Below are 14205 nucleotides of genomic sequence, written 5' to 3' on the forward strand. Positions count from 1 at the left end.
GCTGTCGCCTCAGCCTTCGCCAATTTTCACCGTCGCAAGAAAAGCACGGCGCCGACGCTGCTGATCTCCCCACTCGTGGGGGAGATGTCCGGCAGGACAGAGGGGGGCGCCGTAGAATGCTATTGCTGGCCAGTCACCCGTCCTCAACCCTGATGCGCGGCCGCGAGTTCCTTCACGTGCTTCTCGTGCATCTGCAGCGTCGGCAGCGTCTTCTTGGCGAATTCCTTCATCGCCGGGTCGTCGCCCGAGTTGGCATAGCTGCTGAACAGGGCTACGGCCTCCTTGTGCGCGTCCGTCTGCATCTGGATGTACTTGGCGTCAAAATCCTTGCCGCTTGCGCTCTTCAACTCGTCGAGCATTGCCTGCTCCTTCGGCTGCAGGGCCGGCCCCGCGGCTTTGGTCGAACCGGTGGTCTGGCCCTGGCTCAGCGCCGCCTTGAACTCCTTGCCGGCTTTGGTGTGGTCCTTGACCATCTGCTTGGCGAATTTCCTGACGTCAGCCGCCTTGGATTTTTCCTCGGCGAGCTTGCTCGACTGGATTTCGAATTCGTTGGAGCTAGGCACCGTCTTGACGAAGGTTGGGGTATCGACCTTGCTGGCGGCCATGGCAGGCGCGACCGCAGTCGAGTTGGCCGCAAAGGCGGCAGGGGCACCGGCGAACAAGGCGACGGCGGCAATGGTGAGAAGCGTTTTCATCTGAGTTCTCCGATTTGAAAATTTCCCTCGGCTAATCAAACGCGGCATTGGCGGCAGGGTTGCGTCCGGAGAACTATTCGTCAGCGACCATCTGCCGAAGAGCCGTCCCGAGCCCCTGGCGGACAAACCTCAGGACAGCACGCCTCGCCATATTGCAGCTGTTCGGTCCAGTTCGGCCGACCTCAGGCGTGACATCCATAAGGTTCCACAGGATCTCGCACGCGCCGATGGCGCGCGGATCCTGGTCCTGATGGACGGCGCGGCATTGGGAACCGGTTGCTTTTCCCGCATTGGGTCCGCAGGCTAGGCTTCCGGAGCTGGGGAGACACATGCAAGAGGATGAAGAGATCGATCTGCGCTGCCCGCAAGTGGTGGCCGACAATGCCGCCAAGGGGTTGAGGCTGCGCAAGCAGTTCGGCCGTGGCGGCACCGAGATCGGCGTCGCGCGGGCGACGGAACTCAAGAACCGCGAAAAGCTGGCGCCATCCACCATCCGCCGCATGGTCAGCTACTTCGCCCGCCACGAGGTCGACAAGCGCGGCAAGAATTACGGCAATGAAGACAATCCTTCGGCCGGCCATATCGCCTGGCTGTTGTGGGGCGGCGACGAGGGCCGCGCCTGGGCGATTGAGCTCAAAAAGAAGATCGGCAATGCGCCCGATATCTGAGGGCGACCGTAAAACGACTGGCGGGCCCCAAACCCCCGCCTGGGACCCGCCAAGGAGCGGCTGAACACATGCCGGTGCAGCCCCTCCACATCTGCCAGTCGTCGATCCGCCATCGGTCGAAAGGCATGGATGGTGAGGTAGCATCCGGTTGCGGCGGCCAATGTGAAGCAGTTCACAATCCGGAGGTTTTCAACAGCGCTCGAGCAATTCCAGGAAAGGTGGGAACCGGTTTTCCCGGGAAAAGCGCGTAGCGTTTTCCCCAGGGAATTGCGGCAAGAAAAAAGCCCTTACCCTTCCCAGGCGACAGGCATCATTCCCAGCCGCTCGTAGAGCCGGAGCGCGGCGGCGTTCTCGACCGTGTTGGTCTTGAGGTCGACATGGGCCGCGCCTCGATCGCGAAAGGCGTTGAAGGCCTGCCACATCAGCGCTTCGCCAATTCCTTTGCCGCGCGCTCCGGGATGGACCGCGAGGTCCTTGACGAAGGCCCTCGTCCAGCACAGCGCTGCCGCCGCCAGCCGTCCCTTGGCGTCGATGACCAGGAAACACAGCGCCGGGTCGAATTCGGCATCGCTGGATATGCGCGGCCACCATTCGTCGAACGGGCCGTCGGTGCCGTCGTCGAACACCTCGGTCAAAAGCGCGTGCAGGGGCTGCGCGTCACCATGTTCGAAGCAGCGCATGGCAAAGCCGTCCGGCCAGTGCGGCGCAACGAGCGTCTCGTCGAGGATCTTGCGCAGCCGGATGTCGTTTGGAGCCGGCGGGCGCGGTTCAGGCATCGCGCTCAGGCGTCGGGCTGCAGCCGGCGGCGCTTGCGGTCGACACCGAGGCCGGTGGCCTCGAGCAGGCCTTTGCGCTTGGCGTCGAAATAATAGCCGGTCTGGTAGAGCCAATCGGCCTTCTTGGCGTTGCCACCCGCCACCAGCCAGGCGCCACGCAGATATTTGACCGCGTATTTCAGATTGGTTTCGGCGTCGAACAAGCCCTTGGCCGGCCCGTCATAGCCCATGCCGCGCGCCGTCGCGTGCTTGATCTGCATCAGGCCCCAATGGCCGTTATTGTAAGCCTTCGGATTGTAGGTGCTTTCGCGGTTGACGACGTGGCGCACCAGATCGACCGGCACCTCGTAGAGAGCGGCGTATTTCTGGATCAGCCGGTCGACGTCGCCGCGCATGCCGGTCGCATGCTCTTCTTCCGGGAGACCGAGCGGCGCGGCGGGGAACAGGCCCAAGGAAGCCGGGTTCTGCGGCACGACATAGGCTACCTGCTGCACGCCGGGCATGGCGTTCTGGCCGCCCTTGGCGGTCGCCGGCATGACAAGGCTGGCGGTCGTATATTGCGCCGCGACCGGCTGTCCGGCGTTGGCGGGCGCAGGCGCCTGCCAAGCATTGGCGGCCATCACCGCAGGCACGGCCGGGGCCGTGGGCGTCGCGCCGGCAAAGGCCGCGGTCGCGGCAACCGGCTGCGCAGCGGCATCGAGCGCTGGCGTGGCCGGCGCCGCTTCGGCCGCCTGGACGGGTGTTATGCCCGAGGATTGCGGCAGCACCGAAACCGTATCGGGCAGCGGCACGGTAAAGCCGGCATCGCTGCCGGCAGCGGTCGCGGTTTCGGTCAGCGCAGGCGTGGCCTTCATCTGCGAGGTCGATTGGCAGCCGCTGAGGGCAGCTGCGCCGACGATCACAGAGATCGCGAAAAGGTTGAATTTTGCTGGCAAGCCGCGCGGGTCCGATTTGTCGGTTGTTAAGAAGTCCTTACACCAGCGATTCCTGGTGGGCAATCGGGACCATCTGGTGGTTTTCGGGTGGCGAGAGCCGGGATCAGATGCCATATTGTTCTGCATATGTACCGGTTGGCATCCCGGTTTTCGCCGCTTTGCGGAAAGGAGCGCATCATGGAAACGGCATCTTCGATCACAGCCGGCCACGCAGTGTTAGAAACAGTGATCGGCTTCATGGGCATCGCCTGGAGCGAAAAGGGCCTGATCCGGCTCTGCCTGCCCGAAAGGAGCCGCGAAGCGGTGGAGCGCCGGCTGATGCGGCATGCCGGTGTTGCCGCCAATACCACTGCGAACATTGGGCAGCCGCAATGGGTGGTCGAGCTGATCGCCTCGATCAAGGCGTATGCGTCAGGCGAGGACGTCGATTTCTCCGGCGTGCCGGTCGATCTCGACGGCGTCGACGACTTCCGTCTCGCCATCTACGAGGCGGCGCGGAAACTGCATTATGGCGAAACCACCACCTATGGCGAACTGGCCAAGCGCGCTGGCCAAGCCGGCCTGCCGCGCGAAACCGGGGCAGCGCTGGGCGCCAACCCGGTGCCGCTGGTCATCCCCTGCCATCGGATTCTAGCCGCGGGCGGCAAGATCGGCGGCTTCTCGGCGCCCGGCGGCTCGGCCACCAAGGAAAAGATGCTGGCCATGGAAGGCGTGCGCGTCGGCCCGCCGCCGGCGGCGCAGGTCTCGTTCGGGTTCTAAGAGCTTGAATGGTATGCCGGCTGGGTATGTTGAGATTCAGGTCAGGCCGCACCGAGAACTATGGTCTTCGAGAACCGGAGCGGAGCGTACTTAATGTACGTGGGCGCCGGAAGCGCAGAAGACCATCGTTCGCAGGCCGGCCTCACCCGAATATCAATATGCCCTAATGACGGCGCAGGAAGCGGCGGTGAAAATGGTCGTTCTCGATCCGCTTGCAGAGATAGACCGGGCAGGATTCGGTATCGGCGCTCGGTACATAGGCGCGCTTCCTGACCTCGCCGACATTGCAGAATTGCTGGCTCTGCACATAGCGGTCGAAGAGCGGCAGCCCCGGCACGCGCCTGGACTGATAGCGCAGGATGACCGCGCCCTGGCGGGCGATCGTGCCTTGCACCGTGTCGCAGCTCATACGAGTGGGGTCGTAGCGCGAAATTGCCTGCGCCTCGGCGGCCGCCAGCGTCAGGCAGGCGGCAAGCAGAATGGTTTTCACAACCGTTTTCATGACAGTCTCCCAAAACCGGACTAACGCCGTCGGGCGTCCCGGTCTTCCCGATTGCTCGACGCTTTCATGCGATTGGGGCGGCCTTTGGGCGGCGCCACCGCAACGCCATTTTTCGAGCCATCTTGTTTTTGGTGCGAAACCCGCCTATATCAGCTCCATTGATATTTCGGCCGATCGATCCGGGCCTCGCGATCTTCGCGTTTGCTGACGTCTATCTCCAAAATCTCGATACAAACCGGCTGAACCTCGGTTCGGTCAAACCAAAGCAAATGCGAGGACTATTCATATGGCAACTGGTACGGTCAAGTGGTTCAATGCCACCAAGGGCTTCGGCTTCATTCAGCCTGATTCGGGCGGTGCGGACGTTTTCGTTCACATCTCCGCTGTCGAGCGCGCTGGACTGTCGACCCTGGTCGAAGGCCAGAAAATCAACTTCGAGATCGAGCAGGACCGCCGCACAGGCAAGTCGTCCGCTGGTTCTCTGAGCAAGGCAGCCTGATTTTGCGATAGCGCGCGCCGGACGAGAGTTCGGGGCGCGCGGCAAGTCACGGATGTACTGACGGTCGCGCGAGAAGCGCGCTGGAGCGGAAAGACCCGACAAGCTGGATCAGCAGATAGCTGCCGGCCCGGACTTAAAGCTCCGATCAGGCTACCGAAAATGGGAAGGCGGGATTTATCCCGCCTTTTTGTTTGTCTGGAATTGGACGATGGCCATGCTATTAGTTTCGCCCCATGACCAAGCTCGAACAGATTGAAAGATCCATCGCAGCCCTGAACACCACAGAACTAAAGGCCTTTGCCAAATGGTTCGCAGCGTATCAGGCAGAGGTGTGGGATATGCAGATCGAGGCGGACGCCAAGGCTGGCCGGCTGGATAAGTTTGCCGAGCAGGCTTTGGCTGAACTTCACGCGGGCCGAGTTCGCCCTCTTTGAATGCGCGCTACGGCCGAAGGCCGCAAGCCCAACCGGGCATCGCGCCCGTTGGCGTCCCGTCCGGAACGAGCCGCGAAGCGGCGGCAAGCGTGAGGACAAAATCAGCGCCGCAGATGCAGCGGCACCACCTTGTTGTCGGCGCCAAGCAGCGCCTCGATCGACAGCGGCTCCCGGTTGAAGATCGTGCCGGCCAGCGCCGGGCGGCCGAGATGGAACCCCTGTAGCAGGTCGACGCCGCCATCCAGCGCGACGCGCAGATGCACGGATTGCTCGATGCCTTCCACCAGCACCTTGGCGCCGCGATCGTGCAGCGACGAGACGAGCGGCCGGAAGAAGCGCTCGGCGGCAGCGTGGCGGCAGAATTCGGCGAACCAGCCGCCGTCGATCTTCACAATATCCGGTTGAAGCAGGCTCATCCGCTCCGCGGTCGAGTGGCCGGTGCCGAAATCGTCGATGGCGATGCGGATGCCGTGGCGCCGCATCTCGCGCACCAGCGGGGCCAGCACATTATCGTCGGCCGCCTGTTCGGTGATCTCGCAGACCAGCATGGCGGCATGCAGGTCGAGATCGCCGAGATGCCGCGTCATCAGCCGGATCTCGGCCAGCGCCCGCCCGAGATGATCGTTGATCATCGGGTTGTAATTGAAGAACAGGCCGAGCCCGTCGACGCCGATGTTGCGGAAGTTTTTCAGATGCAGCATCCGGCACATCGTCTCGACAAACAGGCGGTCGCCCGGCGCAACACTGTCGAAGAACATGGCGGGTGCAACCGGCATGGAAGCGCGCTGCGGTTCGATCAGCGCCTCGACTGCAACCGCGGCCAACGCGCCGCCGCGTGGCGCAAAGATCGGCTGGTAGGCGCTCTTCAGCCGGAACGTGCCGTAGACGCCGTATTCGATGCCGACCTCGTCGGCAAAGATCGCTTCGCCGATATCGCGACGCCTCTCGCGCTGCCCGGTCATGGCCCGGTCCTGCGCCCGAACACCCTGCCCGGCCGCGCCGGAGGCGCTGCAGTCGGGCCGGCAGGCGTCTTGCCAGGCTCGGCCGCCGCGACAGACGGCTGCCCATCCCTGCCGAAAGCGCGAAAGCTGGTCGGCGCCAGTTCCGGCTTCGCCAGCACGAAGCCCTGCACCATCGATGCGCCGGATTTCTCGGCCAATTCAAGCTGCCAGCCTTCCTCGATGCCTTCGAACACGGTGCGGATGCCCTGTAGTTCGAAGTTCGTCACCATGGCAGTCAGCAGGGCAAAGCCGGCGCCGGATTCCATGAGCTGCGTGATCCAGTGCGCATCGAATTTGACGATGTCGGGCTTGAGCTCCTTGATGCGGTTGATGTCGGATTCATCGGCGCCGTAGTCGTCGACGGCGATGCGAAAGCCATTGGCCCGCAGCGCCTCGACAAAGCTGTAGAGCGTTTCCTGCGACGCCGACTTCTGCTCGGTCACCTCGCACACGATGCGGCGCGGATCGATCCCCGCCTCGTGCAGCACCAGCCGCATGTCGCGCAGCGCGTTGTCGGCGACGGTGCGCTCGGTGAACACCGACGGGTCGAAATTGACGAAGATCGAGGCTTCTTGCGGCAGGCAGGCGCCGGCATTGAGCAAATGCAGCGTGCGCGTCAGCGCCTCGATGTGCAGGCGGTCGCCGGCCGGACAGGTGCGGAAGAAGTTCATCGGCGATTGCGGCTCGCCGACACGAAACGGCCGGATCAGCCCCTCGAACGCTGCGATCGAGAGCTTGCCCCCCTTGAAGGCGAAGATCGGCTGAAAGGCGCTCTGCAGCGTGTAGGGACCCCAGACACCTGAAGCGGTGCCGTCATCGTGACGGATGATGTGGGCAAGCCCGGTGCTGCGCGACAAGGGTCCCTCGCTCCGCGAGACAGGCGAAATGGCTGGCGATCCTGCCGTCAAAGGTTTTAGCGGCCGTTGATGAATTTATTCTTGCCGGGGATAAGCCTATCGATTGCCGAGCCCGCAGCGCAGAGCGAAACCGTCATGCACGCGCTCCAAAAGCCGATCTTCACAGGTCCTTGACCCCTGGCTCATCCGACAATGCTTGCACTTGCCGGGTCGATGCGACATGAGAAGCGCCGCAGCTGTTTGCGGTTGCGCCGACCCCTCTGGAGATATCTGGTCATGGCCTTTCTTGCCGACGCCCTTGCCCGCGTAAAGCCTTCCGCCACCATCGCGGTGACGCAGAAAGCCCGCGAGCTGAAAAATGCCGGCCGCGACATTATCGGCCTCGGCGCTGGCGAACCGGATTTCGACACGCCCGACAACATCAAGAATGCGGCGATCGAGGCGATCCGCCGCGGCGAGACCAAATACCCGCCGGTTTCGGGCATCGCGCCGCTGCGCGAGGCGATCGCGAAAAAATTCAAGCGCGAGAACAATCTCGACTACAAGCCCGAGCAGACCATTGTCGGCACCGGCGGCAAGCAGATCCTGTTCAACGCCTTCATGGCGACGCTGAACCCAGGCGACGAGGTCATCATCCCCCGCCCCTATTGGGTCAGCTATCCCGAAATGGTGGCGATCTGCGGCGGCACCTCGGTGTTCGCCGACACCTCGATCGACAATGGTTTCAAGCTCACTCCGGCCGCGCTGGAGAAGGCGATCACGCCGAAGACCAAATGGCTGCTGATGAACTCGCCGTCGAACCCGTCCGGCGCCGCATACACGGAAGCCGAGCTGCGCGCGCTGGCCGACGTGCTCTTGAAGCATCCGCATGTCTGGACACTGACCGACGACATGTACGAGCACCTGACCTATGGCGACTTCGTCTTCAGGACGATCGCCGAGGTCGAGCCGAAACTCTACGAGCGCACGCTGACCATGAACGGCGTCTCGAAAGCCTATGCCATGACCGGCTGGCGCATCGGCTATGCCGCGGGTCCCGTCCAGCTGATCAAGGCGATGGACATGATCCAGGGCCAGCAGACCTCGGGCGCCTGCACCATCGCGCAATGGGCCTCGGTCGAGGCGCTCAACGGCCCGCAGGATTTCGTCGCCAGGAACAAGGCGATCTTTCAGGGCCGTCGCGACCTCGTCGTGTCGATGCTCAACCAGGCGCGCGGCATAACCTGCCCGTCGCCGGAAGGCGCCTTCTACGTCTATCCGTCCTGTGCCCAGCTGATCGGCAAGAGGACCAAGGCCGGCAAGGTCATCGACACAGACGAGACCTTCTGCTCGGAACTGCTCGAGGCCGAGGGTGTCGCGGTGGTGTTCGGCTCTGCCTTCGGCCTCGGCCCCAACTTCCGTATCTCCTACGCCACGTCGGAGAGCCTGCTGGAGGAAGCCTGCACCCGCATCCAGCGGTTCACGGCATCGCTGACCTGAACTGGCGGCACCGAGACATGAAACCCGGCTTCGAGCCGGGTTTTTGTCAGGAGCAGACCTCAGCCGCCATACTGCTCGCTGGTGACCGCTTCCATCCAATCTGCGTGGACGCCGTCCAGCGCTTCCTGCATGGCGACGTGGGTCATTGTCGTCTTTGGACCCGCGCCGTGCCAGTGCTTCTCGCCCGGCTCGAACGAGATCACGTCGCCCGCCTTGATCTCCTGGATCGGCCCGCCCCATGTCTGCGCAAGGCCGGCGCCCGACGTGACATAGAGCGTTTGGCCGAGCGGATGCGTGTGCCAGTGGGTACGCGCGCCAGGCTCGAAGCTGACCAGCGTGGCCCGCAGCCGCGCCGGCGCTTCCTTCTCGATGATGGGCGTCTGCAGCACGCGGCCGGTGAAATACTTCTCCGGTGCGATGATGGTCGGCACGCTGCCGCAGGCAATGATCTTCATCTCTGGTGACCCCTGAGTTCAGTAGAACCTACCCTGCCCCGGTGCTCGCTACCACCCCAGCCGAGGCCAGAACAGGCCGGCACGTACGCGATAGTCCGCGTAGGCTCCGGCCAGCGGCGTGCGCGAAAATTTCTTCTCTTCGTCCAGCGCCGCAAACACATAGAGGATAGCGATCCCGGCGACCGGCACCAACGCCCAGACCGACCAGGTCGCGATCCCCCAGCCGATCCAGAAGACGATGTAGGACGTATAGAAGGGGTGGCGGACATGGCCGTAGGGGCCGTGGGTCAGCAGGCTGTGCGGATCGTCGGGTGCGAAGACGAAGCGCAGCCGCACCTTGCGCGACGTGACGATCGCCCACCAGAACAGGGCAGAGCTCGCCAGTTCGACGGCAAGTCCGGTGAGCTTTGCCGAACCCGGCTGCGATTGGATCCAAAGGGTGGCGAGAAAGAACAGCGCCGTGGCGATGACCGCCGCCGAAATCACCATGGCGCCTGGAGACATCGCCTGCGATTGGAAATGCGCCCGCATCGACCAGACATATTGGCCAAGCATCGCGATGCTGCAGATCGAGACAAGAAGATCGAGGACTGGTTCCATTGTCGGGATTCCGCGCGTGATTGCCATGGAGCCAGCAATCGTGCCGGCTATCTCTTTAGAAATCCTTTCTTAACCACATGTTTAAAGAACATATAGAGCCAGCGATGCGATGTTGGCGGTCAGGCAAATCTCAAGGTCTAATCCAGCATGAGCATCACTCACCGCACCATCCGCACGCCGCAGGCCGACTTGCGCCTCAGCCAGTCGTCTGGGTCCGGCATGCCCATCGTCATGATCCATGGCTCGGGCAGTTCGCGCGCCGTGTTTGCCCGTCAGTTCGATAGCCCGCTTGCCGACGCCCATCGGCTGATCGCCTTCGACCTTCCCGGCCACGGCGAGTCCTCCGATGCCCGCGACCCGGTGACCGCCTATACGATTACCGGCCTTGCCCAGACCACAGCCCGGCTTCTCGACGCTTTGGGCATCGGCCACGCCATCATCTTCGGCTGGTCGCTCGGCGGCCATGTGGCGGTCGAACTGGCCAGCTTTCACCATGCGGTCAGCGGCCTGGTGCTGACCGGAGCGCCGCCGGTGTCGCGGGGGCCGCTTGGCATGCTGCGCGGCTTTCACGCCAACTGGGACATGCTGCTCGCCTCCAAGAAGGTCTACTCCGAACGCGACATCGAGCGTTTTGAGGCTCTGTGCTACGGCGACACCGCCAGTCCGTCTTTCCGCGAAGCCATCAGGCGCACCGACGGCCGGCTTCGCGCCGGCGTGGCGCGCTCCATGTTTGCGGGCAAGGGCGCCGACCAGAAACAGGTGGTCGAGCACGCCCCGTTCCCCGTTGCGGTGATCAATGGCGAGCATGATCCGCTGGTGCGGCTGAGCTATTTCGAGACCGTCGCCTACAGCTCGCTGTGGGAACAGTGCCATGTCATACCAGGCGCCGGCCATGCGCCCTTCTGGGAACGTCCGGACCTGTTCAACCCGTTGCTGTCGCGCTACGCCGAGATGGTGGTGAAGCAGAGTGCAGCCGCCACGCCCACGCGCCGCACCCAGGCAAGCTGAAATCGCCGGACGGTTCTGATCCCGGGGTCTTGCCTCGGCCGCCTGACGGCGCACCGGATTCCTATTTTCCTTGCCCTGCCGGCTAACCCGTGGGACGATGGGCTTGGGCAGGTGGCTAAGAGAAACAACCCCGCCCCGCGACGGTCGAACAGGCCGGCCGCCGCTCACGACAGGGTGCGATCGGCGCAAAACCGTTTCCACTTTTGCTGATCGCACTCCAAGGGCCAAGCCTGAGTGGAGGTCAGCCATGGGTACTCGCGCCGGAGGACGACGCACGGGACCGAAATGCATTGCCATAGTCGGTCCCTTTGCAAGCGGTAAGACGACACTTCTCGAAGCCATCCTCGCCCGTACGGGCGCCATCCCCCGCCAAAATCCCGTTTCATCGGGAAGCACCGTTTCCGATCATTCGCCCGAGGCGCGGGCGCACGCCATGAGCGTCGAGGCGACCTTTGCCACCACCGAATTCATGGGCGAGCAGATCACCTTCGTCGACTGTCCCGGATCGATCGAATTCTCCTTCGAGGCCGAGCCGGTGCTGGCAGCCTGCGATCTCGCGGTGGTCGTCGCCGAGGCCGACGAGAAGAAGATCCCAGCCTTGCAGCTCATCATGCGCAAGCTCGACGATCTCGGCGTGCCGCGCATCCTGTTCCTCAACAAGGTCGACAAGGCAATCGCCGGCGTACGCGATACGCTGAAGATGCTGCAGCCGACGAGCGCGGCGCCGCTGTTGCTGCGCCAGATTCCGCTGCGCAAGGACAATGTGGTGATTGGTTCCATCGACCTGGCGCTAGAGCGCGCCTACATCTACCGCGAATATGCCGAAAGCCAGGTTGCCGAAATTCCAACTGACGACAAGGCGCGCGAACTGGAGGCTCGCTTCTCCATGCTGGAGACGCTTGCCGACCATGACGACCAGTTGATGGAGCAGTTGCTGGAGGAGATCGAGCCGCCGAAAGACGCGGTCTTCGACGATCTGTCCGCCGACCTGCGCGCCGGCGCCATAACGCCGGTGCTTATCGGCACCGCCGAAAAAGGCAACGGCGTGCTGCGCCTTTTGAAGGCGATCCGCCATGACGCACCGGATGTCGAGGCGACGCGCAAACGGCTCGGCGTCCCCGACGGCAATCACACCGTGGTCCAGGTGATGAAGACCATCCACACCGCGCATGGCGGCAAGCTGTCCGTGTCGCGCGTACTCTCCGGCCAGATCGCCGATGCAGCCGAACTCTATTTGTCGAATGGCGAGACGGCGAAGGTCTCCGGCATCTACAAGATGCTCGGCAAGGACCAGTCCAAGCTCACCGCTGCCAAGGCCGGCGACACGGTGGCGTTGGGCAAGCTGGACGAGGTCAAGACCGGCCAGACGTTGAGTTCCACGAAGGGCGGTATCAAGCCGCTGGTCACGCTTACGCCGCCGCAGCCGGTCTTTGCCTTTGCGCTACGGCCGAAGGAGCGCAAGGACGAGGTCAAAATGTCGGCGGCCATCCAGCGCCTGGCCGAGGAAGATCCCTCGCTCACCTTGCGCCACAACCAGGACTCGGCCGAGACCGTGCTGTCCGGCCATGGCGAGATGCATCTGCGGGTCGTGCGCGAGCGGCTGGAAGGCAAGAATCAGATTCCGGTCGAAGGCCATGCGCCTGCCGTCCCCTATCGCGAGACGATCCGAAAGACGGTGCAGCAGCGCGGCCGCCACAAGAAGCAGTCCGGCGGCCATGGCCAGTTCGGCGATGTGGTGATCGAGATCAAGCCGCTGCCGCGCGGCTCCGGCTTTCAGTTCTCGGACACCATCACCGGCGGCGTCGTGCCCAAGACCTACATCCAGTCGGTCGAAACCGGCGTGCGCGATTATCTGAAATCCGGCCCGCTCGGCTTCCCTGTCGTCGATGTCGCCGTCAACCTCTCCGACGGCTCCTACCACGCCGTCAATTCCTCCGACATGGCTTTCCAGATGGCGGCCAAGCTGGCCATGAAGGAAGGCATGGCGGCCTGCTCGCCGGTGCTGCTCGAGCCGGTCATGAAGGTCGAGATCGTCACGCCGTCCGAAGCCACTTCGAAGATCATCGCGCTGATCCCGCAACGGCGCGGCCAGATCCTTGGCTACGACGCGCGGCCTGACTGGCCGGGATGGGATGTCGTGGAGGCGACCATGCCGCAGGCCGAGATCGGCGACCTGATCATCGAACTGCGCTCGGCGACCTCCGGCGTCGCCAGCTATCGTTGCGCCTTCGATCACATGGCCGAGCTGACCGGTCGGTTGGCCGACGAGGCGATGAACGCCAACGGCAAGGCTGCCTGACAGGCCGAAGGATGATCCGCACAAAAAACGGCGCCCGGATGACCCGGACGCCGCTCTTATTGCGGACCGTCTTCTTGGGAGGAAAACGGCAGGTCCGCCGCACGTATCCGCCGCGCCATGCGGCACTGACAGACGAATAGGTTCGGACGCGGTAGCCGCCTGAGCCCGGATCTTCCGAGTGATGCCCCCATCTCCCGGTCGAACCACACCGCGTCCTATGATCTGCTTAAACGATGAATCGCGCCTGCGGCATGTTACCTGAGGTTACATGTCACTGTTACGCGGCGATTTTGCTCGATTTTTCGCTGGCTACGGCAGGCCCGGAAACAAAAAAGCCGGATCAATGAAGATCCGGCTGAGTTTGATTGGAAGTGCCTGTTAAGGCTAACCTCCAGAGGGGAACACTCGAGGGCGCTAATGGGAGGAGAACGCGCCCAGGAGATGATCTATATATGTGCTGTTCATGCCCAAGAAACAAGCATCTATTTTGCAACACACGCATGCAAAAAGGTACAGGCTGTGGTCTAACCCATGTCTAGGGGCCATAGGACCACGAAAAGTTGCCAAATGAATGGCGCGACCGTGCGGTTGCCTTCGCAGAACCACAAGTCGGGCTGATTCTCGCGCTCGCGGGCAAAAAGCCGAATGACGTTAAATCGGGCAGCAGGCGTTTATTTTTGCGGCAGCGGGATGGGAAGGGTCGGCCGGAAGAAGGGAGACCTGACATGCGGACACCCCAGGCGATCGCCGGCAGCGCGGTCTTCTTCATCGCCGCACCTTGTGTCGTGGCCGGGCTGGTGCCCTGGCTGCTGACGGACCGCTACCGTCTGCCGCTGTCGACGGTGCCCGGCTTCGTGCCGGCTGGCTCCATCTTAATCGTCGCGGCCATCGCCCTGCTCGTCCATTCCTTTGCCCGCTTCGCGCTCGAAGGCATGGGCACGCCGGCGCCTGTAGCACCCACCGAGAGACTGGTGATCGGCGGCGTCTACCGCCATGTCCGCAACCCGATGTACGTCGCCGTGCTGTCGATCATCCTCGGCCAGGCGTTGCTGTTTTCAAGCTGGAGCGTCGCTGCCTATGCCGCCATCGGCGCGATCGTCATGGGCTCTTTCGTCAGGTTCTATGAGGAGCCGACTCTCGCCCGCCGCTACGGTGGCGAATACGAGACCTACCGCCGCAATGTTCCCGGCTGGCTGCCACGGCTGACGCCTTGGCGGGGGTGACCAGCACCTCCCAAG

At 63.3% G+C, this 14205-nt stretch carries 16 protein-coding genes; 8 read left to right on the forward strand and 8 right to left on the reverse strand.

Translation table 11 applies throughout. The annotated features are described in order from the left end of the window. Positions 1 to 143: 143 nt before the first annotated feature. Positions 144 to 695: a DUF4142 domain-containing protein gene (locus tag ACYG9V_RS27110; protein ID WP_023672417.1), complete on the reverse strand. Its 552-nt coding sequence runs from the start codon at positions 693 to 695 to the stop codon at positions 144 to 146. Positions 696 to 1024: 329 nt separating this feature from the next. Here ACYG9V_RS27110 and ACYG9V_RS27115 point away from each other — a divergent pair, with 329 nt between their 5' ends. Beyond that, entirely contained in the window at positions 1025 to 1363 is a 339-nt protein-coding gene (locus ACYG9V_RS27115; RefSeq protein WP_023672415.1) for a hypothetical protein, read from the forward strand. A 287-nt stretch (positions 1364 to 1650) separates the two neighbouring features. Here the strand turns inward: ACYG9V_RS27115 and ACYG9V_RS27120 are convergent, their stop codons facing one another. Together ACYG9V_RS27120 and ACYG9V_RS27125 are read right to left on the reverse strand one after the other, a co-directional pair. After that, a complete protein-coding gene (locus tag ACYG9V_RS27120) occupies positions 1651 to 2139 on the reverse strand; it encodes a GNAT family N-acetyltransferase (protein WP_023705860.1) in 489 nt (162 codons plus the stop codon). Between the two features lie 5 nt (positions 2140 to 2144). Continuing rightward, positions 2145 to 3074: a lytic transglycosylase domain-containing protein gene (locus tag ACYG9V_RS27125; protein ID WP_023748191.1), complete on the reverse strand. Its 930-nt coding sequence runs from the start codon at positions 3072 to 3074 to the stop codon at positions 2145 to 2147. A gap of 177 nt (positions 3075 to 3251) precedes the next feature. Here ACYG9V_RS27125 and ACYG9V_RS27130 point away from each other — a divergent pair, with 177 nt between their 5' ends. Beyond that, the gene (locus tag ACYG9V_RS27130; RefSeq protein WP_023828092.1) at positions 3252 to 3833 is read left to right on the forward strand and encodes a methylated-DNA--[protein]-cysteine S-methyltransferase; all 582 of its coding nucleotides are present in this window, start codon (positions 3252 to 3254) and stop codon (positions 3831 to 3833) included. 163 nt (positions 3834 to 3996) lie between these two features. On the opposite strand, the gene ACYG9V_RS27135 is transcribed toward ACYG9V_RS27130, so the two are convergent. After that, complete coding sequence (locus tag ACYG9V_RS27135) at positions 3997 to 4323, reverse strand: hypothetical protein (RefSeq protein WP_023748190.1); 327 nt, start codon at positions 4321 to 4323, stop codon at positions 3997 to 3999. A gap of 298 nt (positions 4324 to 4621) precedes the next feature. Here ACYG9V_RS27135 and ACYG9V_RS27140 point away from each other — a divergent pair, with 298 nt between their 5' ends. Both ACYG9V_RS27140 and ACYG9V_RS27145 read left to right on the forward strand, forming a co-directional pair. Beyond that, entirely contained in the window at positions 4622 to 4834 is a 213-nt protein-coding gene (locus ACYG9V_RS27140) for a cold-shock protein (RefSeq protein ID WP_015316174.1), read from the forward strand. A gap of 233 nt (positions 4835 to 5067) precedes the next feature. Continuing rightward, positions 5068 to 5268 carry a hypothetical protein gene (locus ACYG9V_RS27145; RefSeq protein ID WP_023748189.1) on the forward strand — a complete coding sequence of 67 codons (201 nt, stop codon included), beginning with the start codon at positions 5068 to 5070 and terminating at the stop codon, positions 5266 to 5268. Between the two features lie 101 nt (positions 5269 to 5369). Here ACYG9V_RS27145 and ACYG9V_RS27150 read toward each other — a convergent pair whose 3' ends face one another. Then, positions 5370 to 6230, reverse strand: a complete 861-nt coding sequence (locus tag ACYG9V_RS27150) for an EAL domain-containing protein (RefSeq protein ID WP_023671962.1) — start codon at positions 6228 to 6230, stop codon at positions 5370 to 5372. Further along, positions 6227 to 7126 (reverse strand): EAL domain-containing protein, encoded by a 900-nt coding sequence (locus ACYG9V_RS27155; RefSeq protein ID WP_352762304.1) that lies wholly within the window; start codon positions 7124 to 7126, stop codon positions 6227 to 6229. Before ACYG9V_RS27155 ends, ACYG9V_RS27150 begins: the two co-directional genes overlap by 4 nt. A gap of 276 nt (positions 7127 to 7402) precedes the next feature. On the opposite strand from ACYG9V_RS27155, the gene ACYG9V_RS27160 reads away from it, so the two are divergent. Then, a complete protein-coding gene (locus ACYG9V_RS27160) occupies positions 7403 to 8605 on the forward strand; it encodes a pyridoxal phosphate-dependent aminotransferase (protein WP_352762306.1) in 1203 nt (400 codons plus the stop codon). 59 nt (positions 8606 to 8664) lie between these two features. Here ACYG9V_RS27160 and ACYG9V_RS27165 read toward each other — a convergent pair whose 3' ends face one another. Beyond that, positions 8665 to 9060 carry a (R)-mandelonitrile lyase gene (locus ACYG9V_RS27165; protein ID WP_023683764.1) on the reverse strand — a complete coding sequence of 132 codons (396 nt, stop codon included), beginning with the start codon at positions 9058 to 9060 and terminating at the stop codon, positions 8665 to 8667. A gap of 48 nt (positions 9061 to 9108) precedes the next feature. Then, positions 9109 to 9660 carry a methyltransferase family protein gene (locus ACYG9V_RS27170; protein ID WP_023683763.1) on the reverse strand — a complete coding sequence of 184 codons (552 nt, stop codon included), beginning with the start codon at positions 9658 to 9660 and terminating at the stop codon, positions 9109 to 9111. Between the two features lie 147 nt (positions 9661 to 9807). Between ACYG9V_RS27170 and ACYG9V_RS27175 the strand changes: the two genes are divergently transcribed. The 3 genes from ACYG9V_RS27175 to ACYG9V_RS27185 all read left to right on the forward strand — a co-directional run bounded on the left by ACYG9V_RS27175 (position 9808) and on the right by ACYG9V_RS27185 (position 14190). After that, positions 9808 to 10668, forward strand: a complete 861-nt coding sequence (locus ACYG9V_RS27175; protein WP_352762308.1) for an alpha/beta fold hydrolase — start codon at positions 9808 to 9810, stop codon at positions 10666 to 10668. A 247-nt stretch (positions 10669 to 10915) separates the two neighbouring features. Continuing rightward, the gene (locus tag ACYG9V_RS27180; protein ID WP_460222044.1) at positions 10916 to 12967 is read left to right on the forward strand and encodes an elongation factor G; all 2052 of its coding nucleotides are present in this window, start codon (positions 10916 to 10918) and stop codon (positions 12965 to 12967) included. 725 nt (positions 12968 to 13692) lie between these two features. Further along, entirely contained in the window at positions 13693 to 14190 is a 498-nt protein-coding gene (locus tag ACYG9V_RS27185) for a methyltransferase family protein (RefSeq protein ID WP_023671969.1), read from the forward strand. The last annotated feature ends 15 nt before the right edge of the window (positions 14191 to 14205 follow it).

The sequence above is a fragment of the Mesorhizobium sp. W016 genome (genome assembly GCF_054719485.1).